The sequence below is a fragment of the Microvirga medicaginis genome (genome assembly GCF_052658925.1).
Map to the genome: position 1 here is coordinate 277,905 of NZ_JBQWEL010000001.1, position 25,387 is coordinate 303,291.

Sequence of the window (25,387 nt, forward strand, 5' to 3'; positions counted from 1 at the left end):
TCGTTTCCTATCAGCCGCGACCGCGGCGTTTCACTTTCACACGCGTGGGAGCCCGACGGTCCGACGTCGCCTTGGCGGCCTTATTGGTGCCGCGCGGCGGACGCTTCGCACTCTTCTTTCCGCCACCAGCCTTGCCGGTAAAGCGGCCCTTGGTGAGCAGCTCGAACCGCAACGCACCTGCGACGGGAGCGGCTTCGACCAGCTTCACCTCGACCTTGTCGCCGAGGCGGTAGGTTTCGCCGGTGTAGTCGCCGCGCATCGAATGGGTCCTCTCATCGAAGCGATAGAAATCGTCCCCGATGGTCGCCGCCGGAACGAAACCATCCGCGCCGGTCTCGCTCAGCTTGATGAAGAGGCCTGCCTTCGTCACTCCCGAAATCTGTCCATCGAATGTGGCCCCGATCCGGTCGGCAAGGAAGTGTGCGATCAGGCGGTCGATTGTCTCACGTTCCGCCGCCATGGCGCGCCGCTCGGCGGCCGAGATCTTGGCGCTGATCTCGATCAGCTCCGCGCGGGTCGCATCGGGCGACAGCCCATCCTTGCCGAGCTTGAGGGCGGTGATCAGCGCACGATGGACGATGAGGTCCGCGTAGCGGCGGATGGGAGAGGTGAAGTGGGCATAACGCTTCAGGTTCAGGCCGAAATGTCCGTAATTCTCCGCCGAGTATTCCGCCTGCGACTGCGAGCGGAGCACCACCTCGTTGATGAAGAGCTGATGCTCGGTGCCATCGACACTGCGAAGGATCCGATTGAACAGTTCCGGCTTCAGCGCTCCTTGCGTCGGCAGCTTCAGGCCGATGGAGGCGAGGACTTCGCTCAAAGCGCGCATCTTCTCGAGCGAGGGCTCGTCGTGGACGCGATAGATCAGGTCGGATTGCGCTTTCTCCAGCGCTTCCGCCGCCGCCACATTGGCGAGGATCATGAACTCCTCGATGAGCTTATGCGCCTCAAGCCGCTCGGGTACGAATACACGGTCCACGGTGCCGTCGGGCTTCAGCACGATCTTGCGCTCGGGAAGATCGAGATAGAGCGGCTCGCGGATATCTCGCGCCTTCTTCACGCAGGCATAGGCCGCCCACAGGGGCTTCAGGATCGTGTCGAGGATCGGGTCGGTCACATCGTCGGTGCGGCCGTCGATGGCAGCCTGGGCTTGGCTGTAGGAGAGCTTCGCCGCCGAGCGCATCATGATTCGGTGGAAGGAGTGGCTCTTCTTTCGGCCGTCAGGGCCGATCACCATCCGAACGGCGAGGGCAGGGCGCGGCACATGCGGGCGCAGCGAGCAGAGATCGTTCGAGATCCTTTCCGGCAGCATGGGCACGACGCGGTCGGGGAAATAGACCGAGTTGCCGCGCTCCTGCGCCTCGCGGTCCATGGCGGAGCCGGGGCGCACATAGGCCGCCACATCCGCGATCGCCACGCTGATGATGAAGCCGCCTTCATTGCCGGGATTCTCGTCCCGCACCGCATGGACGGCATCGTCGTGATCCTTGGCGTCCGGCGGGTCGATGGTGACGAGAGGCACCTCGCGCCAATCCTCTCGGCCTGCCATGGAGGCATGTTCCGCCCGCTCGGCCTCGTCAATGACGGGTTTGGGGAATTCGTTCGGGATGTTGTGGGCGTGGATCGCGATCAGGCTCACGGCCTTCTCGGATTTGACGGAGCCCAGCCGCTCCTTGACCTTTGCATGAGGAAGACCGAAACGCCCATGCTTGACGATGGATGCTGCGATCAGGTCGCCATCCTGAGCGCCGGCATCGTCACCGGGATTGATCTGGAGCTCCTGGTCGCGGGCCTTCTTGTCGACGGGGATCAGGCGCCCGCCGCCGTCGGGCAGGGCGCGGAAGATGCCGAGCACCTGGGCCTGTTTCTTGGCGAGGATCTTCGTGACGCGGCCCGCATAGCGGTGGATATCACCAGCCTTGAGCGGATCGACCCGCAGCAGCGCCCGGTCGCCGACGCCCGCAACCGGCATGCCGGAGCGTGGTTTGCGGGCGGGCAGGATGATGATAGTGGGAATCGCCCCGTGCTCTTCCTCGTCCCACTCGGTGGGGACGGCGATCAGCTCGCCGTCGCGGTCGCGCTTGATGATGTCGGCCATCACCATTGGCGGCAGCTGACCCGCCTTGTGGACGCGCTTGCCGCGGCGGCCGACGACACCCTCGATCTCCAGATCTTTCAGCATCTGCTTGAGCCAGATGCGGTCACCGCCCCTGATGTTGAAGGCCTGCGCGATCTCGCGCTTGCCCACCTTGCCGGGGGACTTGCTGATGAAGGCGACGAGATCCTCCCGGGACGGGAGGGCCGAGGAGGTCTGAGCTTTGGAACGTTTGGCCAAGGGGAAAACTCGTTGAGTTCGTCAGGTCTTGTCGCATGCAAGCTTAGCCACGGCTAGAGCATCAGACCCAAAAGTGGATTCCACTTTTGGGATTCATTCCGATGCTTCCTTTCTAGAGCAGCGCATCGTTCGGAGCGGAAAACCGAGTCCACTTTTCGCTGACGCGGCCCTTCGGGTCCACACGATGCGCTAGTCCGGCCGTGCACCCTGGGGATGACGCACGAGCCGCGGGCTTGGATCCATAGACAGCTTAAAGGGGCTGTGAGGCAAAAAAAAAGGCTCCATGGCGGAGCCTTTTAAGGGACCGGCCCGTGGGGGCAGAATGGGCCGGTGATGCCTATCAACGGATGGGTTCAACAATGGTTCCCAATTTTTTGAAAAATTTTCGAAAAAGTTTCTCATTGAGCCTAAGGCTTTGAAGTGTCTTGTAAAACTGCAGGTGCCTTTTCTGCGGCATGTTAATCACGACCGCCTGTGAATTGCTCGAGATCCCACAAATTGCCGTACAGATCTTCAAATACGGCCACGGTGCCATAAGGAGCCTGTTTCGGCTCGCGAACGAACTTGATGCCAGCCTCGACCATGGCGGCATGATCCCGCTGAAAATCGTCAGTCCGCAGAAACAGGAAGACACGGCCGCCAGCCTGGTTGCCGATGAATGTCTCCTGATGGAGATTAGACGCACGCGCCAGAAGCAATGACGTCGCTCCATCTCCCGGAGGGCGGACAACAACCCAACGCTTATCCTGCTCCGGCTGATACGTGTCCTCAACCAGCTCGAACCGCAGCTTGTTGACGTAAAAGGCAATTGCTTCGTCGTAGTCGCGGACCACAAGAGCAATATGCGCGATGCTCTGTCTCAATCTGGGCCTCCTATTAAGACACGTAGCAGGCACCAGCTGATGACAACAAAACCCAGCGCATCTCCATGCCTTTCACGAAGGGTTGCGCTGGGACTTTATTGCTGCAGACTTCAGATATCCAGGTCCGCCTCGTCGGCGAAGACGGCACGTTCCTGGATAAAGGCGAAGCGGGCTTCGGGCTTGTTGCCCATCAGGCGTTCCACGGCATCGTTTGCCTCAGGTCTATCGTCAGCTTCCACGACCACCTTCAGAAGCAGACGCTTCTTGGGGTCCATGGTGGTTTCCTTGAGCTGGCCCGGCAGCATCTCGCCGAGGCCTTTGAAGCGGCTGATTTCGACCTTGCCGCTGCCCTTGAACACCGTCTTCAGCAGCCGGTCGCGATCCGCTTCATCGCGGGCATAGGCCGACTTCGCGCCCTGGGACAGGCGGTAGAGCGGCGGCACGGCGAGATAGAGGTGCCCACCGTCGATGAGCTTCGGCATCTGCCGGTAGAAGAAGGTGATGAGGAGCGTCGCGATGTGGGCGCCGTCCACGTCCGCATCGGTCATGATGATGATCTTCTCATAGCGAAGATCGGCATCGCGATATTGCGAACCCGTACCGCAGCCGAGCGCCTGGACCAGATCGGAGATCTGCTGGTTCTGGTGCAGCTTGTCGCGACCGGCAGAGGCCACGTTCAGGATTTTTCCGCGCAATGGAAGCACGGCCTGCGTGGCGCGATCACGCGCCTGCTTCGCCGAGCCCCCCGCCGAGTCACCCTCAACGAGGAAGAGCTCGGAGCCCTTGGCGCCGGCATTCGAGCAATCCGCCAGCTTGCCGGGCAGGCGCAGCTTGCGGGTCGCCGTCTTGCGGGCGACTTCCTTTTCCTGGCGGCGGCGCAGGCGCTCCTCGGCGCGGTCGATCACCCAGTCGAGCAGCTTGTTGGCCTGCTGCGGAGAGGCGGCGAGCCAATGATCGAAGGTATCGCGGATGCCGTTTTCGACGATGCGGCCAGCCTCGACGGTGGCGAGCTTGTCCTTGGTCTGGCCCTGGAATTCCGGCTCGCGGATGAAGACCGAGAGCATGGAGGCGCAGGTCGCCATCACGTCGTCGGTGGTCACCGCCGACATGCGCTTCGACTGGCCGACGCGCTCGGCGTGATCACGCAGGCCGCGCAGCAGGGCGATGCGCAGGCCGTTCTCGTGGGTGCCGCCTTCAGGGGTGGGCACCGTGTTGCAGTAGGAGGTCGAGAACCCGTCCTCGTTCGCCATCCAGGCGACCGCCCATTCCAGCGAGCCGTGGCTGCCGGGCTTGGTGATCTTGCCGGAGAAGATCTGGTCCGTGATCAGTTCCTTCCCCTCAATGTCGTGGAGCAGGTAGTCCTTCAGGCCGTTCGGGAACTTGAAGGTCGCCTCAGCCGGAACGTTGTCCACACCCTCAATCAGCGATGGGGCACACTTCCAGCGGATCTCGACGCCACCGAACAGATAGGCCTTGGAACGGGCCATCTTAAACAGGCGGCGGGGCTGGAAATGGGCATCCTTGCCGAAGATCTGGTGATCGGGCTTGAAGCGCACCTTCGTGCCGCGCCGGTTGAGCACCCGGCCTACGGTTTCGAGCTTGCCCTGCGGGATTCCTCGGGAGAAGACCTGGCGATAGAGCTGCTGGCCGCGCGCGACCTCGACCTCAAGCGTTTCAGAGAGCGCGTTCACCACCGACACGCCGACGCCATGCAGGCCGCCGGAGGTCTCATAGACCTTCGAGTCGAACTTACCGCCCGCGTGCAGGGTGGTCATGATGACTTCAAGCGCGGACTTCTTCGGGAACTTGGGATGCGGATCGACCGGAATGCCGCGGCCGTTATCGGTGACGGACAGCCAGCCGCCTTCCTCCAGCTCCACCTCGATGAAGGTCGCATGGCCCGCGACCGCCTCGTCCATGGAGTTGTCGATCACCTCGGCGAAGAGGTGGTGCAGGGCCTTCTCGTCCGTGCCGCCGATATACATGCCCGGACGGCGGCGGACAGGCTCCAGCCCCTCGAGCACTTCGATGGCAGACGCGTCATAGCCAGCCTCGCCCGGCGTGCCTTGCTGCGGTGCAGGCGCGGCGCGGGAGGCTTTCACGGTAGCTGTTCTGGCCGTAGCAGGCGCCGCGCGCTTGGCAGCCGCGCCTCCGAAGAGATCGTCGTTATCCATTGGGACCTTGGCCCGTTTCAGTGATTCGCGTTTGTTTACACTATTTCTCATTCCGTTTTTATACGAGAACAAAACGGAAACTTGAAGGTGGCTTGGGGTCACAAGCCACAAAAACTAAGGCCTGGGAACCCCCATTCGGGCAGTATCCCAGCAGCCTCTAAAGGATGTCTTTCAACTGTCATCAGGAACTGTTTAGTTCCCATTCACGTTGGCTGGTTAAGCATGAGCTTAACGGAGATCGAGGGCGACGATGCGCACGACTGTAGGACCGGCACGGAAGCTCCACCTGGACCGCGCGGCGCGCATCGCCGGGGAAGCCTTCGCCTTCGACGAGCCGGACACCACCCCGGCCGTTAAGAGCAGTACCTTCGGGTCGAGCGTGCTCTGGCTCTCCATCGCTGCCGTTGCTATTCTGGGCCTCGGCTTCGCCTTCTAACCATCCTCGTCCTGCACAGTCTTGGGCCGGCCCGAGAACAGGCGGGTCAGCTTGGCTTCTAGCGGCTTGCCGAAAGTCAGCACGATCAGAGTCATCACGGTTCCGGCAACAGTGATGAACCAGGCGCCAAGCCCCGCCGTCACGCCGAGAGAGGCTGCAATCCAGACTGTCGCTGCCGTTGTCAGGCCATGGACCTCGCTGCCGTCCTTGCCCCTGATGATGGCCCCGGCACCCAGGAAGCCGAGGCCGGTCAGGATGCCCTGGACGACCCGACTCACCGCGTCCTGGCCGAAGTGTAATCCCTCGTAGACCGAGCCGGAGAGGATCACGGTCGCAGACCCAAGTGCGACAAGTCCCAGCGTCCTCATGCCGATGGGCTTGTTGTGGATGTCTCGGTTGAGTCCGACGGCCATGCCGGCGATCGCCGCTACGCAGAGGCGCACGGCAATCTCAACTTGATCGGCATGGTCCACCAGAATCCAGGACAACCACTCGCTCATTTCATTCAGCCGCCTTTGCCGCCTTCTTGGCTGCAGTCTTGGTCGTGGCCTTCTTGGCGGCAGGCTTTTTCGCTGCCGTTTTCTTGGTGGCTGTCTTGGCCGCGGTTTTGGTCGGCGCCTTCTTCGAGGCAGCGGCCTTCTTGGCCGGAGCCTTGCGGCCACGGGCGGGCTTCTTGGACGGACCGGCCGCGCGACGGGCTTTCAGCAGCGCGACGGCCTCATCCAGCGTCACCGCTTCCGCGGCCATGGCCCGTGGCAAGGTGGCGTTGGTCTCGCCGTCCGTCACGTAAGGCCCGAAACGCCCGGCCTTCACCACGATGGGCTTGCCGGATTCCGGATCGTCGCCCAGCGGGCGGCCCGGATCGGCTGCGCCACGACGCGCACCACCGCCGCTTTCCTTCGTGACGATGAGATCGATGGCGCGGTTCGCGCCGATCTCCAGCACGTCGTCGCCTGGACCGAGATTCGCGTAGGTCTTCCCATGCTGAACATAGGGTCCGTAGCGACCGATGCTGGCGAAGATCGGCTCGCCCGTTTCAGGATGCGTGGCGACCTGGCGTGGGAGCGAGAGGAGCTTGAGCGCCTTCTCCAGATCCACTTGCGACGGAGCCAAGCCCTTCGGCAGAGAGGAGCGCTTGGGTTTCTCGCCTTCGCCGAGCTGCACGAACGGGCCGAAGCGGCCGTCGCGCAGGGTGACCTGCTCGCCCGTGTCCGGATCGACGCCCAGCACCTTCACGCCAGGCTGGCCGCCATTCTCGGATGAGCCCTCACCGTCGCCCTCGGCGCCGGTCGCGGCGAGCTGGCGGGTATATTTGCACTCAGGATAATTCGAGCAGCCGATGAAAGCGCCGAACTTGCCGAGCTTGAGCGATAGCTGGCCCGTACCGCAGGTCGGGCAGGTGCGTGGATTCGAGCCGTCGCCCCTGTCCGGGAAGATGTGGGGCCCGAGCAGCTCGTTGAGCGCGTCGAGCACTTCTGCGGTGCGCAGCTCCTTCGTCTCGCCGATGGCGGCGGAGAAGTCGCGCCAGAAATCGCGCATCACCTGCTTCCAGTCGATCTCGTTGTTCGAGACACGGTCGAGCTGCTCTTCCAGGTCCGCCGTGAAATCGTATTCCACATAGCGGCGGAAGAAGCTCTCCAGGAACGCCGTGACGATGCGGCCCTTGTCCTCGGGTACGAGGCGCTTCTTCTCGATGCGCACGTATTCGCGGTCGCGCAGCGTCTGCAGCACGGCGGCATAAGTGGAAGGACGGCCGATGCCGAGTTCTTCCATACGCTTCACGAGCGAGGCTTCCGAATAGCGCGGCGGCGGCTCGGTGAAGTGCTGGGTCGCGTTGATGCGGCGGCGCTCGAGCGGGTCTCCCGCCTTCATGGGAGGCAGGCGGCCCTCGTCCTCGTCAGCCTCGTCATCCTTGCTCTCGTTGTAGAGCGTCAGGAAGCCGTCGAACTTGATCACCTGACCGGTGGCGCGAAGGTCGAGCTTGCGCGGGCCGACTTGGGCGGTGATGTCGGCGGTGGTGCGCTCGAGCTCGGCCGATTCCATCTGGCTCGCCACGGTGCGGGTCCAGATGAGGTCATAGAGACGGGCCTGCTCGGGCTCCAGATACTTCGCCACGTATTTCGGCAGGCGGCTCATATCCGTGGGGCGGATGGCCTCGTGCGCTTCCTGCGCATTCTTCGCCTTGGTCGAGTACTTGCGCGGTGCCGACGGCACATATTGATCGCCGTATTCCTTGCCGATCACGCGGCGGGCGGCCTGCACTGCTTCCGGCGCCATGTCGACGCCGTCCGTACGCATATAGGTGATGAGACCCACCGTCTCGCCGCCGATATCGACGCCTTCATAGAGACGCTGCGCGATGCGCATGGTCTGCGCGGGCGCGAGGCCCAGCTTGCGCGAGGCCTCCTGCTGCAGGGTCGAGGTGGTGAAGGGCGGATAGGGATGGCGCTTGGCGGGTTTCGCCTCGATATTCGCCACCGAGAAGGTCGCCAGCTCCAGGTCCTTCTTGAAGGCTTCGGCGTCCTTGCCGTTGCCGATATCGAGACGCTGGATCTTCTTGCCGTCCGCGCCGACGAGGCGCGCGTCGAACACCGCGCCTGCCTTCGTCGCGAGCGTCGCGATGAGCGACCAGTATTCGCGCGGCTTGAAGGTTTCGATCTCAAGCTCGCGGTCGCAGACGAGGCGAAGCGCCACAGACTGCACGCGGCCGGCCGAGCGCGCGCCGGGGAGTTTCCGCCAGAGAACGGGAGAAAGGGTGAAGCCCACGAGATAGTCGAGGGCGCGGCGGGCCATGTAGGCATCGACCAGCGCTTGGTCGATCTCGCGCGGCTGGCGCAAAGCCGTCTGCACCGCATCCTTGGTGATGGCGTTGAAGGTCACGCGCTCGATCGGCAGGTCCTTGAGCGCGCGCTTTTCGCGCAGGGCCTCGACGACGTGCCAGGAAATTGCCTCGCCCTCGCGATCCGGGTCGGTGGCAAGGATGAGCTTTTCGGCTCCCTTGATCGCCCTGGCGATCTCGGAGACCCGCTTCGAGCCCTTGTCCTCGAGCGTCCAGATCATGCGGAAATCGGCATCTGGGTCGACCGAGCCGTCCTTGGCGGGCAGATCGCGGATATGCCCGAAGGAGGCCAGAACCTCATAATCCTTGCCGAGATATTTGTTGATCGTCTTGGCCTTCGCAGGCGACTCGACGACGACGACTTTCATGAGCGACTTTCCCGTAGATGGCCGCGAGCAGATGCTCTTAATGTCAAGGTTGGAGGCGGTCAGCCCCCTGACAGCCAAGGCGCGATAAGTGGTGGATCACGGCGGACAAGTCAAATCGGCTCTTCCGCCTAGACCGTTATATGGTGACGAAAGCCCTATCCAACAAGGGTTTCACGGCTTGACCTAAATCGTTTGCCCCGGTCATCCGGGCGGGCTGAGCCAGTCGGGTGAGGGCATAGGCTTCAGTGATGGCAGACGGTGCGGAGCCGGCCAAGGCCGCCGCCGCTGCCAGGGTAAACAGCCGCTCGGCGATGAACCGGGCCTTGGCTTCTGCTTCGGGGGACTGGAGGGCGAGAACGATGTCCCTGGCCGTTTCCGAGGCTCCCGGCAAGTCGCCCGCATCGGCCATCAGACGCTCCAGGACGGAGGCGGCCAACTCCGGCTCACGGCTCTCCACGCGCAGGAGATCGAGGGCAATCACGTTGCCCGAGCCCTCCCAGATCGCGTTGACCGGGGCTTCGCGGTATAGCCGGGGCAGGGGGCTCTCCTCCACATAGCCGTTGCCGCCGAGGCTCTCCATGGCCTCATAGAGGAGCCGGGGCGCTGCCTTGCAGATGCCGAACTTGGCGGCGGGCGTCATTAATCGGGAATAGGCCGCCTCGTGCACATCTTGGGAGGCCAAGTCGAAGCTGCGAGCGGTGCGCAGGGCCAGGGTCGTCATGGCCTCGTTTTCGAGGGCAAGATCGGCCAGCACCATCCGCATGGCGGGCTGGTCGATGAGCTTCTTCTGAAAGACGCTGCGGTGATGGGCGTGATGCATGGCAAGCGTCAGCCCCATCCGCACGAGCCCGGCGGAGGCCACCGCGCAATCGAGGCGGGTGAGCTGCACCATAGTGATGATGGTCCGAACCCCAGCTCCTTCCTCGCCGATTCGCCAGCTGAGAGCCTCCACGAACTCGACCTCGGAGGAGGCGTTGGAGCGGTTCCCCAGCTTGTCCTTCAGGCGCTGCAGACGGAGCCCGTTGAGGGAGCCGTCAGGCCGGAAGCGGGGCACGAGAAAGCAGGTGAGGCCGCCCGGTGCCTGGGCAAGGACCAGGAAGGCATCGCACATGGGGGCGGACATGAACCATTTGTGCCCCGTGAGCGCATATTCATCCCCGTCTGTCGGCTTGGCGCGGGTGCTGTTGGCGCGCACATCCGTTCCGCCCTGCTTTTCCGTCATGCCCATGCCGACGGTGACGGAGCACTTTTCCCATGACGGGAGAAAACGGGAATCGTAGTCGCGCCACCGGATCTTCGGCAGCCACTCCTTCAGGCGGTTGGGGGCCGCCGAAAGCGCCGCCACGGAGGCGTGCGTCATGGTGATGGGACAGACATGGCCGCTTTCGACGCCCGCCACGGTATAGATCCGGGCTGCACGCGCCACATGTTCACGACCTGATTTCGGCTCGTCCCATGTCGAGCAATGGAGCCCGTCCGCCATGCTGGCCCGCAGGAGCGCATGATAGGCGGGGTGGAATTCCACAGCGTCGATTCGATAGCCCCGCGCATCGTGCGTGCGCAGCTTCGGCGGGTTCTCGTTGGCGAGCCGCCCGAGATCGAGCCGCTCCGCGCTGCCCCAGGCCTCGCCGAAGGCGATCAGCCCCTCGGCTTCGGGATCCACGCCGTTGCTCTTCAATGCATCGAGCAGAGGCCGGTCGCCCGCGATCAGGCTCACATCGCCGAAGGGCGGCGCTTGGTTGAAGACCTCATGGGTCTGGAATGCGGTCATGACCATCGACCCCCGGCAGCGCATCTTAAACCTTAAATCTAGGGTGAAAATGCATCCGGCGAAGACAGGCAGCTTGCTGCCCTTACGCAGACCGCCTATAGCGATGGCTTTAAGATGACAGATACCCCCCGATCCGTTTTTTCCCACCGGCATCTCCTCGGAATCGAGGGGCTGTCTCCTTTGGACATTCAGGCATTGCTCGATTTGGCCGACCAACAGGTCGAGGTGAGCCGCCAGATCGAGAAGCGGAAGACGACCCTTCGCGGCCGCACGCAGATCAATCTCTTCTTCGAGCCCTCCACCCGCACACAATCGTCCTTCGAGATCGCCGGCAAGCGCCTTGGCGCCGACGTGATGAACATGGCGGTGGCGTCTTCGTCCGTGAAGAAGGGCGAGACGCTCATCGATACGGCGGCGACGCTGAACGCCATGCGCCCCGACATCATCGTCGTGCGCCATCACGCGGCGGGCGCGGTGCATCTGCTGGCGCAGAAGGTCGATTGCGCCGTGGTGAATGCGGGCGACGGCGCGCACGAGCATCCGACCCAGGCGCTCCTCGACGCGCTCACCATCCGCCGCAACAAGGGACGGATCGAAGGCCTCACTGTCGCGATCTGCGGCGACATCCTGCATTCGCGCGTGGCACGCTCCAACATGATTTTGCTGGCTGCGATGGGCGCGCAAGTACGTCTGGTTGCGCCGACGAATCTCCTGCCGCCTGGCATTGAGCGTCTCGGCTTCCCGACCTTCACCGATATGCGCAAGGGCCTGGAAGGCGCGGATATCGTAATGATGTTGCGTCTGCAGCGGGAGCGCATGAACGGCTCCTTCGTGCCGTCCGTGAAGGAGTATTTCCGCTTCTACGGTCTCGATCAGGAAAAGCTCTCCTACGCCAAGCCGGATGCGCTCGTGATGCATCCGGGTCCGATGAACCGGGGCGTGGAGATTTCCTCCGATGTCGCGGATGGCGCGCAATCGCTGATCCGTGAACAGGTCGAGATGGGCGTGGCCGTCCGCATGGCGGTGCTCGAGGCTCTCGCGAGCCATCTGCCGAACGGGTGAGACGCGCGATGAGCACGAAACCTCTTCTTTTCAAGAACGCACGCCTCGTCGATCCCGAGACCGGACGCGAGGACAAGGGCGGCCTGCTGGTGCGCGAAGGCGTCATCCAGGATCTCGGCCCGCAACTGACGCAGGCCGCCGATGCGGATGTCGTCGATTGCGATGGGCAGGTGCTGTCTCCAGGTCTTATCGACATGCGCGCCTTCATCGGCGAGCCGGGCGGGCCCTACCGGGAGACGCTGAAGAGCGCCGGTGAGGCAGCGGCTGCGGGCGGCGTGACGACCGTCGTCTCCATGCCGGATACGAGCCCGGTCCTCGACGATCCGGCGGTCATCGATTTCATCGTGCGCCGGGCGCGCGATACCTCCATCGTCAATATCCTTCCCGCTGCCGCTCTCACCAAGGGGCTGAACGGCGAGGAGATGGCGGAGATCGGGCGGCTGAAGGAAGCCGGCGCGATCGCCTTCACCGATGGCGCGCGCTCCGTCACCAATGCGCAGGTGATGCGCCGGGCGCTCACTTATGCCCGCGATTTCGATGCGCTGATCGTCCACCACGTCGAGGATCCGGACCTCGTAGCGCAGGGGGTAATGAATGAGGGCGAGTTCGCCTCCCGCCTCGGGCTTCCGGGCATTCCGCGCGAGGCCGAGACAATCATGCTGGAGCGCGACATGCGCCTCGTGCGTCTCACGGGGGCGCGCTATCACGCCGCTATGATCTCCTGTGCCGATTCGGCGGAGATCGTGCGGAGCGCGAAGGCCAAGGGGCTTCCGGTCACCTGCGGCGTCTCCATCAATCACCTGTCTCTCAACGAAAACGACATCGGCGATTACCGCACCTTCCTGAAGCTCTCACCGCCTCTGCGGCACGAGGACGACCGGCAGGCGATGATCGAGGCGCTGGCTGACGGGACCATCGACGTGATCGTTTCGGACCATAATCCACAGGATGTCGAGAACAAGCGGCTGCCCTTCGCGGAGGCCGCCGACGGGGCTGTTGGGCTCGAAACGCTGCTCTCGGCGGCGCTGCGCCTCGTCCACTCGAACCGTATTTCACTGCCGAAGCTCCTGCGCGCTCTGTCCACGAAACCCGCGGAAATCCTGGGATTGCCGGCCGGGCGGCTAAAAATCGGCGCGCCTGCCGACCTGATCCTGTTCGATCCGGATGCGCCTTACGTGCTCGACAAGCGCCAGCTGAAATCCCTGTCCAAGAACACGCCCTTCGACGAAGCCCGTCTGGAAGGACAGGTGACGATCACGATGGTTGCGGGCAGGATCGTATTCGACCGCCGCTCAATGTGACGAGAAGCGAATGCCTGAAGAAGTGAATCTGCTTTACCTGCTCGGGGCGCTGGCCTTCGGCTATCTCCTGGGCTCCATCCCCTTCGGGGTGATCTTTACCCGCATGGCGGGGTTGGGCGACATCCGCAATGTCGGTTCCGGCAACATCGGCGCAACCAACGTTCTGCGCACCGGCCGAAAGGGCCTCGCTGCCGCGACCTTGGTCGGAGACGCCCTGAAGGGCACGGTCGCCGTGCTGGTCGCCGCCCGGTGGGGCGAGCATTTCGCGACTCTCGCCGCGCTTGGCGCTTTTCTCGGTCATCTCTATCCGGTCTGGCTCAAGTTCAAAGGCGGCAAGGGGGTTGCCACCTTCATCGGCGTGCTGATCGGCTTGAACTGGATCGCCGCGCTGATCTTTGCCGCCATCTGGCTCGCTGTGGCCTTCGCCTCGCGTTATTCGTCGCTTTCCGCTCTTGTCGCCAGCGCCGCGACGCCGGTTGTCTTGTGGCTACTCGGCCAGCCCGGCACGGCCGGCATGGCGGTGATTCTCGTCGCCCTGCTCTGGTGGAAGCACAGCGCCAATATCAGCCGCCTGCTTGCCGGAACGGAAGGCAAGATCGGCCAGAAGGGCTGAAGCCGTGAATCTGACGGACGAGCAACGCCTGGACTGGCTCCGGCTTATCCGTTCGGAGAATGTGGGGCCGCGCACGTTCCGCGCCCTCATCAACCAGTGCGGTGGAGCAGCCGCAGCGCTCGAGGCCTTGCCCGATCTCGCTCGCCGTGGCGGTCGTCTGATGCTCAAGGTCACGAGTCGGGCGGAGGCTGAGAAGGAAATGGCCGCCGCTGCGCGCCTCGGCGTGCATTTCATCGCCATGGGCGAGCCGGACTATCCGAAAACCCTGCAGGCCATCGACACCGCGCCACCGCTGATCGCGGTGCGTGGCTCCACGGAAGTGCTGGCCCGGCCTGCGGTCGCCATGGTCGGCTCCCGCAATGCGTCCGCATCTGGATTGACCTTCACCGAGCGCCTGTCGCGCCAGCTGGGCAAGGCGGGTTATGTGGTGGTTTCAGGGCTTGCCCGAGGCATCGATACGCGAGCCCACAAGGCGACGCTGGAGACAGGCACGATAGCCGTCCTCGCAGGCGGCCATGACAAGGTCTATCCCTCCGAGAACGAGCCGCTGCTGCGCGCCATCGTTGAACAGGGCGGCGCGGTGATCTCCGAAATGCCCATGGGCTGGGAGCCGCGCGGGCGCGATTTTCCGCGCCGAAATCGCATCGTCTCTGGCCTGTCCTATGGTGTCATTGTCGTGGAGGCTGCGCGCCGCTCCGGCTCGCTGATCACCGCGCGCTTTGCTCTGGAGCAAGGGCGGGAGGTCTTCGCCGTTCCAGGCTCACCGCTCGATCCCCGCGCCGAGGGCACGAACGATCTCATTCGCGAAGGGGCGACGCTCTGTGCAGGCTTGGAGCATGTGACAAGCGTGCTGGAGCCGCTGATTGCCTCTGGGCCTCGCCTCGACACGGGGGCAGAGGAGCCTCAGCACCTGTTGGGCACCGAGGAGCTGTGGGACGAACTGGATCTGCCGGATATTCCCCGGGCACCCTTGGGCTCTGTTCTGCCGAGTGCAGGCCTTGATGACGAGCGGATGGATTCCGCGTCCGGCCTGATTGAGCTTCTTGGGCCATCACCGATTGCTATCGATGATCTGGTGCGCCAGTCCGGGCTGTCGATCCGCGCCGTGCAGATGACCCTGCTGGAACTCGAAATCGCTGGGCGACTGGAGCGCCACGGCGGCAATGCCGTGTCCCTGATCTGAGGGCGCGGATCAGGGCTCGCGTTGTTTCGCTTGCAGCACGCGCGCCGCTTCGAGACGAGCCATATCAAGGAGATAGGCCAAGAGATCGAGCCTCGTCTGGCGGGCGAGGTAGGACAGCTCCGCCGTGAACTCAGCGATATACTGGGCCGTCTCGGCCGCGCTCATGCCTTTTTTGTCCTGGTTGGGGGCAACCTCCTGGTCGTGAGGTGAGGGAGCAGAGAGAGCGTGGCGCGGGGCTTTGGGCATGAAGATGAAGTTGTGTCTCAGTTTCGTTAGAGACAAATTAGCAGTGCAACCAAAAATAATACAAGAGCGCATCATATAACTTTAGGTTGTAAAAACATGCAGAGCCATCAACCCAGAAGGGTGATTACAAGCGGCATGGAGCCCAGCGCGATCAAAGTCTGAAGGGTCAGAATCTCGGCCATGAGAGGCGCATTCCCGCCCATCTGGCGCGCCAGCACATAAGCTGCGGAGGCTGAGGGAACGGAAGAGGCAATGATCGTGACGATCAGGTCATCGCCGCTCACGCCCGCAAAGCTCGCAAAGAGCACGGCCGTGACGGGCATCAGGAAGAGCTTGAGACCGACTGTCAGCACATGGGGCAATCCGGGCTTGGCGAGACGTCGGATATCAAGGCCCGCTCCCACGATCAGGAGACCTGCCGCAAGAGCAGCTCGCCCCATGAGATCGATATAGGCGGAGATCGGCTTAGGAAGAGGCGGAACGATCAGATTGAGTGCCAGACCGATGGCACAGGACCAGATGAAGGGATTGGTCGCGAAGGAGCGCAGGATGTCTTTCGGGCTCTGTCGCGGCCTGCCGGCAAAGCGGATGAATATGGAGAAGGCGAGCAGATTGAGAAGCGGCACCATGGCGGCAATCGCCACTGCGATCAGGGCGATGCCGCGCTGCCCGAAGAGGCTTCCCGCCACGGCAAGGGCGACGAAAGTATTCCAGCGTGTCGCTCCCTGAAAGATCGAGGTGAAGCTCGGGCCATCGATGCCCGCATAGCGCGCGAGCAGGGGCCTGAGCGCCAGCACGAGACCTGCCATGAACAGGATGGATCCGACAAGCGCACCCCCGACGCCAAGAACCGGCACGGATGAGAGATCTGCGTGGGCGAGCGTACTGATAATCAGTGCCGGAAAGAAGAGCACGTAAGTTGCGCGCTCAAGTCCGGCCCATTGCTGCTCGCTCACGAAATTGGTGGTCCGGCATAGCCAGCCGGTCGCAATGATCAGGAATGTCGGAATGAGGCTGGCGAAGACGGCGGACATGGAGGGCGCTTGAAAGGTCGGGCTCAAGCCCGGCAAAAGGGAGGGTACTAGGCGCTTAAGGCTTCTCGCCAAGCTCGACAAGCGCCGGTTATGCCCGCATGGACGGCGTCGGCCCCAAAAGTGGAATGGATTTTGGGATTCGATCCGATGCTTCTTCTTTGATGAGCGCATCGTTGATTGCGGAAAACCGGGTCCACTTTTCCGCACGATGCGCTAGAAGCGCTCACGCTCCACTTAATCTTTCCATCCTGCCCGAGGCCCCATGATCCAGGTGACGAACAGCATCGCGCTCGATGAAGCGGAGCTTCAGGAGAGCTTCATCCGCGCCTCTGGCCCTGGCGGACAGAACGTCAACAAGGTGGAATCCGCCGTTCAGCTGCGCTTCGACGTGCGCAACTCGCCGTCCCTGCCGGAGGACGTGAAGGCGCGGCTGGAGCGGATTGCGGGAAAGCGGCTGACGAACGAGGGCGTGCTCATCATTACGGCGCAGCGCTTCCGCACTCAGGAGCGCAACCGCGAGGATGCGGTGGATCGGCTTATCGAGCTGATCCGTCTGGCCACTGAGCGCCCGAAACCGCGAAGGCCCACGCGCCCAACGCTCGCCTCGAAGAAGCGCAGACTGGAGGCGAAGGGCCGGCGCTCGGAGATCAAGAAGGGACGCGGCGCGAAGCCGGGTTTCGATTAAGGTCGGATGCTGCTCTTAGCCCTGCAGGACGATGCCGCGAAATCCAAGAAGATCGGCAAAGATCGCGAGAATGACGCCCGATCCGACAAGGGTCAGGCCTGTCAGAAAGATCCAGATCGAACGGTTGTAGCGCTTGAGCTGCAGAGAGGAGAGCAGCAGCAGATCCGCAAGCGACTTGATCTGCAGAGAGAGCCCTAATGTGATCAGGACGACGGAAGCGAGATCGGAATGGGTCCATTCTCCGGGAAGCGCGGACCAGCGGCTTAAAAACCCAAGGAGAAGCCGACGACGACACCGATGGCCGTAATCGAGCCGTTCCGGAACGTGGCTTCGATGAGCTCCTGCTCCCTTGCCTTCCCGGGTTCTAACGGGTCATCCGCCATGGCCGGCCTTGCCTCTCGCCAGAAACGGCATTCTGACGCTGGATTAAGGCACAGTTTGTGTGGGCTCGAGAACTCTTTTGGAGGCTTTCAAGCCTCGGGCGGATAGGCGTGTTCGCCACCTCGGAAATCCGAGATCGTATAGCAGCCGCCTCGCTCACTGACCGTGTCGGGGGCGATGACCGCTTTGCCGTAGCCGCCCGGAATGTCGAGAACATAGGTTGGCTGGCAGAGCCCCGAGATGCGCCCGCGAAGACCTGCCACGAGCGCGCGACCTTCCTCGAGCGACAGGCGGAAATGGCTGGTGCCGGGGGCGAGGTCCGGGTGGTGCAGGTAATAAGGTTTGATGCGCGTCTCCACAAAGGCGCGCATGAGGGCGGCGAGCGTGTCCGGGTCGTCGTTGATGCCCTTGAGCAGCACCGATTGGCTGAGCATGACGATGCCCGCATCCACGAGCCGGGCGCAGGCGGCGCGGGCCATGGGCGTGAGTTCTCGCGGATGATTGGCGTGGAGCGCCACGTAGGCGGGCTTGCCGCTCGCCTTCAGAGCCTCGATCAGCGCCTCGTCGATCCGCTCCGGCTCCATCACGGGAACGCGCGTATGGAAGCGGACGATCTTCACGTGTTCGATGGCGGCAAGGCGCTGCATCAGCTCGGAGAGGCGTCTGGCCGAGAGCACCAGCGGGTCACCTCCGGTAAGGATCACCTCCCAGATCTCCGAATGCTCGGCGATATAGGCGAAGGCCTTGTCGAGGGCATCAGGCGTGAGCGTGCCGAGGCCCTGGGGGCCCACCATCTCGCGGCGGAAACAGAAGCGGCAATAGACCGGGCAGACATGCACGGCCTTCAGCAGCACCCGGTCGGGGTAGCGGTGCACGATGCCCTCGACCGGCGAATGCGCCAGATCGCCAATGGGGTCCTCGCGCTCCTCGGGCGTGGTTGTCAATTCGGCCGCTTGGGGCACGAATTGCAAAGCGATCGGATCGTTGGGATCGGCTCTGTCGATGAGATCAGCCATGGCGGTGCTGATCGCGATGGCATAGCGTTCAGCGACGCGCTCGATTTCAGCCAGGCCCTCAGGGGCGACCAGGCCGTTGTCGACCAGCTCTCTCGGGGTGCGAAGCGTGCTCAATGGCCTGTCTCCGGCACGGGAGCCCAGATCACCTGATTGATGCGCGATGCCCCTGTGGCGAGCATGATGAGGCGGTCGAAGCCCAACGCAATGCCGCTGGCCTCGGGCATATGCGCGAGCGCCGCCAGGAAATCCTCGTCCACGGGATAACTTTCTCCATAAACACGCATCTTTTCCGCCATTTCAGCCCCGAACCGGCGGCGCTGCTCCTGAGCGTCGGTCAGCTCGCCGAAGGCGTTCGCCAGTTCGACGCCGCAGGCATAGAGCTCGAACCGCTCGGCCACGCGCGGATCGCGGGCCGTGGGCCGGGCGAGCGCTGCCTCAGCCACCGGGTATTCATCGAGGATCGTGGCGCGCCCGAGGCCGAGATGGGGCTCGACCCGTTCCACGATGACGCGGCTGAAGAGGTCGGACCAGGTGTCGTCCTCCGCCACCCGCATGCCGGCTTGGCGAAGGCTCTCGGCCAGATGGTCCCGGTCCGTTTCGCCGCTTCGGTCGATGGAGGCGAGGAGGTCAATGCCCGCGAAGCGCTGGAAGGCCTCCGCTACGCTCAGGCGCTCCGGCTCCTGGAAGGGATCGGTCTCTTCTCCACGATAGGTAAGGGTGCGGGTGCCAGCCGTTTCGGCGGCGAGCGCCAGCAGGGCGGCGCAGTCCTTCATCAGGCTTTCGTAGCTTTCCCCAGTCCGGTACCATTCGAGCATCGTGAATTCCGGGTGGTGCAGGGGGCCGCGCTCCCGGTTGCGGTAGACATGGGCAAAGCAGAAAATCCGGGTCTCGCCTGCCGCTAAGAGCTTCTTGCAGGCGAATTCCGGGGAGGTGTGAAGGTAAAGCGGCGTCCGCGCCCCGCCGAGACCAATCGCTTCCGTGGCAAAAGCGTGCAGGTGCGCCTCGTTGCCGGGGGAGGTCTGGAGCGTGGCGGTATCCACTTCTACGAAGTCCTGCCCCGCGAAGAAGCTCCGGAATGCCGCCTGGATTCGATTGCGGCCTAGCAAAAAGGGTCGCCGGTCGGCATGGACATGCGGCATCCACCAGGGCGAGGGGGCGGGCATGGTGTTTTCCATTCCAAAAGCTTCCTGACAGGTGAGGCTGGCGATTTGCGCCAAGATAGGCTAGTTGCGGCAGCGAAACCGAATTTCGGCGTCGCCGGGGCTGGGCTGCCCGGCCCTCGCGGCGCGTCCTATCTGTCACAAGGAACGCTTCCCGTGAAGGTCATCGCCTCTACGCTCCGCAAAGGCAATGTCGTCGACATCGACGGCAGGCTCTATGTCGTGCTCACTGCCCAGAATATCCACCCCGGCAAGGGCACGCCGGTCACGCAGCTCGACATGCGCCGCATCTCCGACGGCGTGAAGGTGTCCGAGCGCTACCGCACGACCGAACAGGTCGAGCGTGCCTTCGTGGAAGACCGCGAGTACACCTTCCTTTACGAGGACGGCGAGGGCTTCCACTTCATGAACCCCGAGACCTACGAGCAGGTTGCGGTTCCGGAGGACATCATCGGCGACCAGAAGGCCTACCTGCAGGAAGGCATGGCCGTGATGCTCTCGACCCATAACGGCGTTCCGATCGCCATCGAGCTGCCTGCCCGCGTCACCCTGGAAATCACCGAGACTGAACCGGTCGTGAAAGGCCAGACGGCCTCGTCCTCCTACAAGCCCGCCATGCTCTCCAACGGCGTGCGCACCTTGGTGCCTCCGCACATCACGGCCGGCACCCGCGTCGTGATCATGACGGAAGACGGCTCCTATGTGGAGCGCGCGAAGGACTAAAGTCCTTCCATGCGGGTCAGGTCCTACCTGACCTGATCGATTAGCCTTGAAGGGCAGGGAATTTCGGTGGAGGCTCACCGGGTTTCCTGCCTTTTCCTTATCCAGAGCAGAATCGTCTCATGAGCAGCGGCCTCTTCAACCCCATCAATCCCCTCGTCGCCGATGTCGGCAGCCCTCCAATCCCGGAGGCGCAGAGCTGGACCAGGCGCTATGATGGGGCTTACGGGCCGCTGATCAATCTCTCCCAGGCCGTTCCGGGCAACGCTCCGCATGCGAGCTTCCTGGAGCGCCTAGCTTCCATGGCAGGCGAGGCTAAGACTGCCCAGTATGGGCCGATCAACGGCGATGCGACCTTGCGGCAGGCTTATGCGGACGAGATGTCGCGCCTCTACGAAGGCCGGGTCGAGGCCGCCGACACGGCGATCACCGCCGGATGCAACATGGCCTTCTTCATCGCCATGATGCTGCTCGCCCATCGCGGCGAGACGGTGCTGCTGCCGACGCCGTGGTATTTCAATCATCAGATGACGCTGGACATGCTGGGCATCGAGCCGCGCCCGCTGCCGTGCCGGGCGGAGAACGGATTCGTGCCGCGCATCGAGGATGCGGAGAGGTTGATCGACGAGAGGGTGCGCGCCATCGTTCTCGTGACGCCAAACAATCCGACCGGCGCCGTCTATCCGGCTCACGTCATCGAGGGGTTTGCGGAGCTGTGTGCCAAGCGCGGCATTTACCTCGTGATCGACGAAACTTACCGAGACTTCCTGCCACAGGGCATGAACCGCTCGCACGGGCTTTTTACGGGTGAGGAGTGGCGCAGGAACGTGATCCAGCTCTACTCCTTCTCGAAATCCTATGCGATTCCAGGGCATCGCATGGGAGCCGTGACGGCGGATGCGGGGCTCATCGAGCAGATTGCGAAGATTCTCGACTGTATCCAGATCTGCGCGCCTCGCACTGCTCAAGCTGTTCTGCCCTGGGCTATCGAGGCTCTGCGCGACTGGCGGGAGGAGAACCGGGCCGAGATCAACCAGCGTGCACAGGTTTTTCGGAATGCGCTCGCGCCGCTCCCCGAGTGGCGCATCGAGTCGGTCGGCGCCTATTTCGCCTATCTGCGACATCCTTTCGCGGGGGTAAAAGCACAGGCTGTCGCCGAGAAATTGGCGACTGAGCGTGGCGTTTTGTGCTTGCCCGGCAGCTATTTCGGCCCTGGTCAGGAAGGGCATCTGCGCGTGGCAGTCGCCAATGTGGGCGCTGATGTTCTGGCGACGCTCACAGAGAGGCTGAAGGGCGTGACGCTCTAATGCTTCAGTAGGGCTGGCGTCATAATCTGCGTTGCAACCCTTGGCAGAAGCAGGAAGCGGTTGTTACTCTAAACGTAACACCGGCATTCTCGCAGAATGCCCAAGGATTTAAGTTTTGACCGTGAAAGCCGATGCGACGACCGAAGTGAGAGATCGACGCGCGGACCCATCCCCTGGGGCCGAGAACGGCTCGTCGTGGCTTTCCGGAAACGCCGATGCATTGGTGCGAAAGGACGTGAGGCGCCGCGCAACGCGCAGCTACGCGGCGCTCGATCTCGGCACCAACAATTGCCGGCTTCTGATTGCGGAGCCCGCACATTACGGCTTTCGCGTCACCGATGCCTTTTCGCGAATCGTTCGCCTCGGCGAAGGTCTCGGTCTCGGTAATTCCCTTAGCGATGATGCGATCGAACGCACAATCGATGCGCTTCGTGTCTGCCGCGACAAGATGATCGCGAAGGAGGTCATCCGCGCCCGCCTCGTAGCGACGGAGGCCTGCCGTTTCGCCCAGAACGGGCCGTCCTTCATCGAGCGCGTGCGCAACGACCTTGACCTCGACCTTGAGATCGTCGACCGCAAGACGGAAGCCTACCTGGCTGTGACGGGCTGTGCTGCTCTTGCCGATCCGAAGGCCCAATCGGTGATCGTGTTCGATATCGGTGGCGGATCGACGGAGATTGCCTGGCTCGACGGTCAGGCGCCCCATGCCTTTGCGGATCCCTGCAAGCGTATCCGTGCGTGGGATTCGCTTCCCGTCGGGGTCGTGACGCTGGCAGAACGCCACGGCGGCGTGAATGTCACACCCGAGAGCTTCGAGGGGATGGTCGAAGAGGTCTCCGAGCTCCTCATGGATTTCGCTCTGGTGGCGGCGGAGGCGGGGCGCGCCAGGGATTTCCATCTGCTCGGCACCTCGGGAACTGTGACCACAGTCGGCGGCATTCACTTGGGGCTGGCCCGCTACGATCGCCGCAAGGTCGATGGGATGTGGATGCGCAATGGGGAGATCTCGACGGTGATGCATCGCCTGCTGCATTCCAATTTCCAGCAGCGGGCGGAAAATCCGTGTATCGGTAAGGAACGGGCCGATCTGGTCCTGGCCGGCTGCGCCATTCTCGAAGCGATCCGCCGGGCTTTTCCCTCGGATCGCCTGCGCATCGCGGACCGGGGTCTGCGTGAAGGAATTCTGATGAACATGATGAGAGAGGACAGCGTGTGGCGGGAGGGAAGCCAACGGTGAGCACCAAGTCCGGCTCGGGCGTCCGCAACCTCAAGCAGCGCGTGAAAACGGCTAACAAGCGGTCCCTCTCTTCGCAGAAATGGCTTGAGCGCCAGCTCAACGATCCTTACGTCGCCCGCGCCAAGCGCGAAGGCTATCGCTCGCGCGCGGCCTTCAAACTGCTTGAGATCGACGAGAAGTACCACATCCTCAAGCCCGGTCAGCGCATCGTGGACTTGGGCGCTGCGCCCGGCGGCTGGTCGCAGATCGCGGCCAAGAAGGTGGGGCCGAAGGGCAAGGTCGTCGGCATCGACCTTCTTCCCATCGATCCCATGGCCGGCGTGGAGTTCATTCAGCTCGATTTCCTGGACGAGAGTGCCCCAGGCAAGCTCATCGAGATGCTCGGCGGGCCTGCAGACGTGGTCATGTCCGACATGGCGGCCAACACGACCGGCCATAAGAAGACCGATCACCTGCGCATCATCGGCCTCGCGGAAGCGGCGATCTACTTCGCGAGGGAGATCCTGGCGCCCGGCGGCGTCTTCGTGGCCAAGGTGTTCCAGGGCGGTACGGAAAACCAGCTTCTCACCGACCTCAAGCGCGACTTCGCCGTGGTGCGCCATGTGAAGCCTGCGGCAAGCCGGGCCGACTCGGCGGAACTCTATGTGCTGGCGACCGGTTTTCGGGGTGCGACAGACCGGACATCTTAATCGCCACGCGTACGGCGTGGCCTTTTGCACATTGAAAGACCACGCCCATGACTCCGCACAAGATCGGCATTATCGGCCTCGGCAAGATCGCGCAGGACCAGCACCTGCCGGTGATCCGGGCCAACCCTCATTTCGAGCTTCTGGCGGTGTCGAGCCAGCGAGGTATCGCGCCGGAAGACGCCAAACACAGCTTTCAGAATTACCGCGATCTCCTGGGCCTCAAGGACGTGGAAGCGGTGGCGATCTGCACGCCGCCGCAGGTGCGCCATCACATTGCCCGCGAGGCGCTGCTGGCCGGAAAGAGCGTGCTTCTCGAAAAGCCGCCTGCCGCCACTTTGAGCGAGTTGGAGGATCTGCGCCAGCTTGCGGACAGGGTGGGCAAAACGCTCTTCACCACCTGGCATTCGCAATACAACAAGGCTGTCGAAGAGGCGAAGAAGGCGCTCGCGGGCTGGTCGATCAAGCGCCTTCAGGTGACCTGGAAGGAAGACGTGCGTCATTGGCATCCAGGGCAGCAATGGATCTGGGAGGCGGGCGGTTTCGGTGTGTTCGATCCCGGCATCAATGCGCTCTCCATCGTCACCCGCATCATGCCGGAGCCTGTCTTCATCAAGGCGGCCAATCTGGAGTTCCCCGCGAATAGGGACGCGCCAATTGCAGCCACCCTGCAGTTCCAGACCGGTCACACAGATGGCAATCTTCAGGCTGTGTTCGACTGGCGCCAGACCGGGCCGCAGAGCTGGGACATCGAGGTGGAGACGGAGGCAGGCTTCGCCCTCAAGCTCAGGCATGGTGGCTCTTGCCTCGAGATCGACGGTCGCCTCGTGGTGAAGGAGGAGCCCGCCGAGTACCAGGGCATCTACCGCCGCTTCGACGCGCTCCTCACCATCGGCCGCTCCGAGGTCGATGATGCCCCATTCCGCCTCGTGGCCGACGCCTTCATGGTCGGCAAGCGCGTGCAGGTGGAGGCGTTCGAGGATTGAGCGTCACTCGACACTCGTCATCCCGGGCTTGTCCCGGGGATCCGCGTCTTCAATGCGCAGCATTTCCAGGACGTGAATGGCCAAGCCAAGCCCGGCCATGACATTGGCGGTCGACTAACCCAAATGCGTCTTCAGGAAGCCCACCGTGCGGCTCCAGGCGAGATCGGCGGCAGCCTTGTTGTATCGGGCGGCATTCGTATCGTTGTTGAAGGCGTGGTTGGCCCCTTCGTAGACATAGATCTCGTATGTCTTGCCCGCCTGCTTCAGGGCCGCCTCGTAGGCCGGGATGCCGGCATTGATGCGCTCGTCGAGCGCGCCGTAATGCAGCATGAGCGCGGCCTGGATCTTCGGCGCGTCCTCAGCCTTCGGCTGGCCGCCGTAATAGGCGACGCCTGCGTTGAGGTTCGGCTCGTTGACGGCGAGGTTGTTCACCGCACCGCCGCCCCAGCAGAATCCCACAGCACCGACCTTGCCGTTGCTGTCGGGGCGGCCCTTCAGATAGGCCACGGCCGCCTTGCCGTAGGCGATCACATCGGGCTGCTTCAACTGGCCGATCATCTCGCGGCCCTTGTCCTCGTCGGTAGGCGTGCCGCCCATGGGCGAGAGATAGTCGAGGCCGAGCGCTAGGAAGCCCTCCGTCGCCATGCGGCGGGTCACGTCCTTGATGTGCGGGTTGAGGCCCCGGTTCTCGTGAATGACGATCACGGCGGGCAGTTTGTCGCCGCCTTCCTTCGGCTTCACGAGATAGCCCTTGAGACTCTGCGCACCCGGAATGTCGACAGTTTCCGTCGCGATCCGCGGGTCGCTCTCCGGCACCGTCTGCGCCATGGCGTAGTTGTTCTGCAGGATCGGCAGAAGGGCGCTTGCGGCGGCGGTGCTTCCGGCAAGCGCCGCAAGCTTGTCGAGGAAGGAGCGGCGGCTCATGCCGCCGTGAGTGAAGTCGTCGTAGAGGTCGATGATGCGTTGATCCATGGTGGCCTCCTG

At 63.3% G+C, this 25,387-nt stretch carries 22 protein-coding genes; 11 read left to right on the forward strand and 11 right to left on the reverse strand.

Translation table 11 applies throughout. The features are described from left to right. Positions 1–10: 10 nt before the first annotated feature. From rnr to parE, 3 genes are all read right to left on the reverse strand, one after another. Positions 11–2,335 (reverse strand): ribonuclease R, encoded by a 2,325-nt coding sequence (rnr, locus tag ACUXUR_RS01340; protein ID WP_445500529.1) that lies wholly within the window; start codon positions 2,333–2,335, stop codon positions 11–13. 458 nt (positions 2,336–2,793) lie between these two features. Beyond that, entirely contained in the window at positions 2,794–3,198 is a 405-nt protein-coding gene (locus tag ACUXUR_RS01345; protein ID WP_445500530.1) for a VOC family protein, read from the reverse strand. 110 nt (positions 3,199–3,308) lie between these two features. Then, positions 3,309–5,372: a DNA topoisomerase IV subunit B gene (gene parE / locus ACUXUR_RS01350; protein ID WP_445500531.1), complete on the reverse strand. Its 2,064-nt coding sequence runs from the start codon at positions 5,370–5,372 to the stop codon at positions 3,309–3,311. Between the two features lie 250 nt (positions 5,373–5,622). Between parE and ACUXUR_RS01355 the strand changes: the two genes are divergently transcribed. After that, entirely contained in the window at positions 5,623–5,808 is a 186-nt protein-coding gene (locus ACUXUR_RS01355; protein ID WP_445500532.1) for a hypothetical protein, read from the forward strand. Here ACUXUR_RS01355 and ACUXUR_RS01360 read toward each other — a convergent pair. The 3 genes from ACUXUR_RS01360 to ACUXUR_RS01370 all read right to left on the reverse strand — a co-directional run bounded on the left by ACUXUR_RS01360 (position 5,805) and on the right by ACUXUR_RS01370 (position 10,792). After that, a complete protein-coding gene (locus ACUXUR_RS01360; RefSeq protein ID WP_445500533.1) occupies positions 5,805–6,308 on the reverse strand; it encodes an MgtC/SapB family protein in 504 nt (167 codons plus the stop codon). The genes ACUXUR_RS01355 and ACUXUR_RS01360 overlap by 4 nt on opposite strands. Position 6,309: 1 nt before the next feature. Continuing rightward, the gene (topA, locus tag ACUXUR_RS01365; protein ID WP_445500534.1) at positions 6,310–9,015 is read right to left on the reverse strand and encodes a type I DNA topoisomerase; all 2,706 of its coding nucleotides are present in this window, start codon (positions 9,013–9,015) and stop codon (positions 6,310–6,312) included. A gap of 136 nt (positions 9,016–9,151) precedes the next feature. Next, positions 9,152–10,792 (reverse strand): isovaleryl-CoA dehydrogenase, encoded by a 1,641-nt coding sequence (locus tag ACUXUR_RS01370; protein WP_445500535.1) that lies wholly within the window; start codon positions 10,790–10,792, stop codon positions 9,152–9,154. A 108-nt stretch (positions 10,793–10,900) separates the two neighbouring features. On the opposite strand from ACUXUR_RS01370, the gene ACUXUR_RS01375 reads away from it, so the two are divergent. Genes ACUXUR_RS01375 through dprA form a run of 4 tightly spaced genes read left to right on the forward strand, consistent with a single transcriptional unit; the run spans position 10,901 to position 14,945 of the window. Further along, entirely contained in the window at positions 10,901–11,848 is a 948-nt protein-coding gene (locus ACUXUR_RS01375; RefSeq protein ID WP_445500536.1) for an aspartate carbamoyltransferase catalytic subunit, read from the forward strand. 8 nt (positions 11,849–11,856) lie between these two features. Continuing rightward, positions 11,857–13,149 (forward strand): dihydroorotase, encoded by a 1,293-nt coding sequence (locus ACUXUR_RS01380; protein ID WP_445500537.1) that lies wholly within the window; start codon positions 11,857–11,859, stop codon positions 13,147–13,149. 10 nt (positions 13,150–13,159) lie between these two features. Further along, entirely contained in the window at positions 13,160–13,762 is a 603-nt protein-coding gene (gene plsY / locus ACUXUR_RS01385; protein WP_445500538.1) for a glycerol-3-phosphate 1-O-acyltransferase PlsY, read from the forward strand. 4 nt (positions 13,763–13,766) lie between these two features. Further along, positions 13,767–14,945: a DNA-processing protein DprA gene (gene dprA / locus ACUXUR_RS01390; RefSeq protein WP_445500539.1), complete on the forward strand. Its 1,179-nt coding sequence runs from the start codon at positions 13,767–13,769 to the stop codon at positions 14,943–14,945. Positions 14,946–14,954: 9 nt separating this feature from the next. Here dprA and ACUXUR_RS01395 read toward each other — a convergent pair whose 3' ends face one another. Both ACUXUR_RS01395 and ACUXUR_RS01400 read right to left on the reverse strand, forming a co-directional pair. After that, positions 14,955–15,110, reverse strand: a complete 156-nt coding sequence (locus ACUXUR_RS01395) for a hypothetical protein (RefSeq protein ID WP_445500540.1) — start codon at positions 15,108–15,110, stop codon at positions 14,955–14,957. A 188-nt stretch (positions 15,111–15,298) separates the two neighbouring features. Then, positions 15,299–16,225, reverse strand: coding sequence for an AEC family transporter (locus ACUXUR_RS01400; RefSeq protein ID WP_445500541.1), 927 nt, complete (start codon positions 16,223–16,225; stop codon positions 15,299–15,301). Positions 16,226–16,487: 262 nt separating this feature from the next. Between ACUXUR_RS01400 and arfB the strand changes: the two genes are divergently transcribed. Then, entirely contained in the window at positions 16,488–16,910 is a 423-nt protein-coding gene (gene arfB / locus ACUXUR_RS01405; RefSeq protein WP_445500542.1) for an alternative ribosome rescue aminoacyl-tRNA hydrolase ArfB, read from the forward strand. 470 nt (positions 16,911–17,380) lie between these two features. On the opposite strand, the gene ACUXUR_RS01410 is transcribed toward arfB, so the two are convergent. Both ACUXUR_RS01410 and epmA read right to left on the reverse strand, forming a co-directional pair. After that, positions 17,381–18,421 carry a lysine-2,3-aminomutase-like protein gene (locus ACUXUR_RS01410; RefSeq protein WP_445500543.1) on the reverse strand — a complete coding sequence of 347 codons (1,041 nt, stop codon included), beginning with the start codon at positions 18,419–18,421 and terminating at the stop codon, positions 17,381–17,383. Then, the gene (gene epmA, locus ACUXUR_RS01415) at positions 18,418–19,470 is read right to left on the reverse strand and encodes an EF-P lysine aminoacylase EpmA (protein WP_445500544.1); all 1,053 of its coding nucleotides are present in this window, start codon (positions 19,468–19,470) and stop codon (positions 18,418–18,420) included. Before epmA ends, ACUXUR_RS01410 begins: the two co-directional genes overlap by 4 nt. 153 nt (positions 19,471–19,623) lie before the next feature. Between epmA and efp the strand changes: the two genes are divergently transcribed. The 5 genes from efp to ACUXUR_RS01440 all read left to right on the forward strand — a co-directional run bounded on the left by efp (position 19,624) and on the right by ACUXUR_RS01440 (position 24,403). Continuing rightward, positions 19,624–20,190 (forward strand): elongation factor P, encoded by a 567-nt coding sequence (gene efp / locus ACUXUR_RS01420; protein WP_445500867.1) that lies wholly within the window; start codon positions 19,624–19,626, stop codon positions 20,188–20,190. 119 nt (positions 20,191–20,309) lie between these two features. Continuing rightward, positions 20,310–21,494 carry an aminotransferase gene (locus ACUXUR_RS01425; RefSeq protein ID WP_445500545.1) on the forward strand — a complete coding sequence of 395 codons (1,185 nt, stop codon included), beginning with the start codon at positions 20,310–20,312 and terminating at the stop codon, positions 21,492–21,494. Between the two features lie 145 nt (positions 21,495–21,639). Next, entirely contained in the window at positions 21,640–22,731 is a 1,092-nt protein-coding gene (locus ACUXUR_RS01430) for a Ppx/GppA phosphatase family protein (RefSeq protein ID WP_445500868.1), read from the forward strand. Next, complete coding sequence (locus ACUXUR_RS01435) at positions 22,728–23,420, forward strand: RlmE family RNA methyltransferase (protein ID WP_445500546.1); 693 nt, start codon at positions 22,728–22,730, stop codon at positions 23,418–23,420. The genes ACUXUR_RS01430 and ACUXUR_RS01435 overlap by 4 nt, the downstream gene beginning before the upstream one ends. A gap of 47 nt (positions 23,421–23,467) precedes the next feature. Next, positions 23,468–24,403, forward strand: coding sequence for a Gfo/Idh/MocA family protein (locus tag ACUXUR_RS01440; RefSeq protein WP_445500547.1), 936 nt, complete (start codon positions 23,468–23,470; stop codon positions 24,401–24,403). Positions 24,404–24,517: 114 nt separating this feature from the next. On the opposite strand, the gene ACUXUR_RS01445 is transcribed toward ACUXUR_RS01440, so the two are convergent. After that, positions 24,518–25,375 carry a dienelactone hydrolase family protein gene (locus ACUXUR_RS01445; protein WP_445500548.1) on the reverse strand — a complete coding sequence of 286 codons (858 nt, stop codon included), beginning with the start codon at positions 25,373–25,375 and terminating at the stop codon, positions 24,518–24,520. Between the last annotated feature and the right edge of the window lie 12 nt (positions 25,376–25,387).

Excerpts from the sequence above, each read along its gene's own strand:
- parE (WP_445500531.1), bottom strand. The coding sequence starts at position 5,372 with ATGGATAACGACGATCTCTTCGGAGGCGCGGCTGCCAAGCGCGCGGCG.
- ACUXUR_RS01355 (WP_445500532.1), top strand. The coding sequence starts at position 5,623 with ATGCGCACGACTGTAGGACCGGCACGGAAGCTCCACCTGGACCGCGCG.
- ACUXUR_RS01360 (WP_445500533.1), bottom strand. The coding sequence starts at position 6,308 with ATGAGCGAGTGGTTGTCCTGGATTCTGGTGGACCATGCCGATCAAGTT.
- topA (WP_445500534.1), bottom strand. The coding sequence starts at position 9,015 with ATGAAAGTCGTCGTCGTCGAGTCGCCTGCGAAGGCCAAGACGATCAAC.
- ACUXUR_RS01370 (WP_445500535.1), bottom strand. The coding sequence starts at position 10,792 with ATGGTCATGACCGCATTCCAGACCCATGAGGTCTTCAACCAAGCGCCG.
- ACUXUR_RS01375 (WP_445500536.1), top strand. The coding sequence starts at position 10,901 with ATGACAGATACCCCCCGATCCGTTTTTTCCCACCGGCATCTCCTCGGA.
- ACUXUR_RS01380 (WP_445500537.1), top strand. The coding sequence starts at position 11,857 with ATGAGCACGAAACCTCTTCTTTTCAAGAACGCACGCCTCGTCGATCCC.
- plsY (WP_445500538.1), top strand. The coding sequence starts at position 13,160 with ATGCCTGAAGAAGTGAATCTGCTTTACCTGCTCGGGGCGCTGGCCTTC.
- ACUXUR_RS01395 (WP_445500540.1), bottom strand. The coding sequence starts at position 15,110 with ATGAGCGCGGCCGAGACGGCCCAGTATATCGCTGAGTTCACGGCGGAG.
- ACUXUR_RS01400 (WP_445500541.1), bottom strand. The coding sequence starts at position 16,225 with ATGTCCGCCGTCTTCGCCAGCCTCATTCCGACATTCCTGATCATTGCG.
- arfB (WP_445500542.1), top strand. The coding sequence starts at position 16,488 with ATGATCCAGGTGACGAACAGCATCGCGCTCGATGAAGCGGAGCTTCAG.
- epmA (WP_445500544.1), bottom strand. The coding sequence starts at position 19,470 with ATGCCCGCCCCCTCGCCCTGGTGGATGCCGCATGTCCATGCCGACCGG.
- ACUXUR_RS01425 (WP_445500545.1), top strand. The coding sequence starts at position 20,310 with ATGAGCAGCGGCCTCTTCAACCCCATCAATCCCCTCGTCGCCGATGTC.
- ACUXUR_RS01440 (WP_445500547.1), top strand. The coding sequence starts at position 23,468 with ATGACTCCGCACAAGATCGGCATTATCGGCCTCGGCAAGATCGCGCAG.
- ACUXUR_RS01445 (WP_445500548.1), bottom strand. The coding sequence starts at position 25,375 with ATGGATCAACGCATCATCGACCTCTACGACGACTTCACTCACGGCGGC.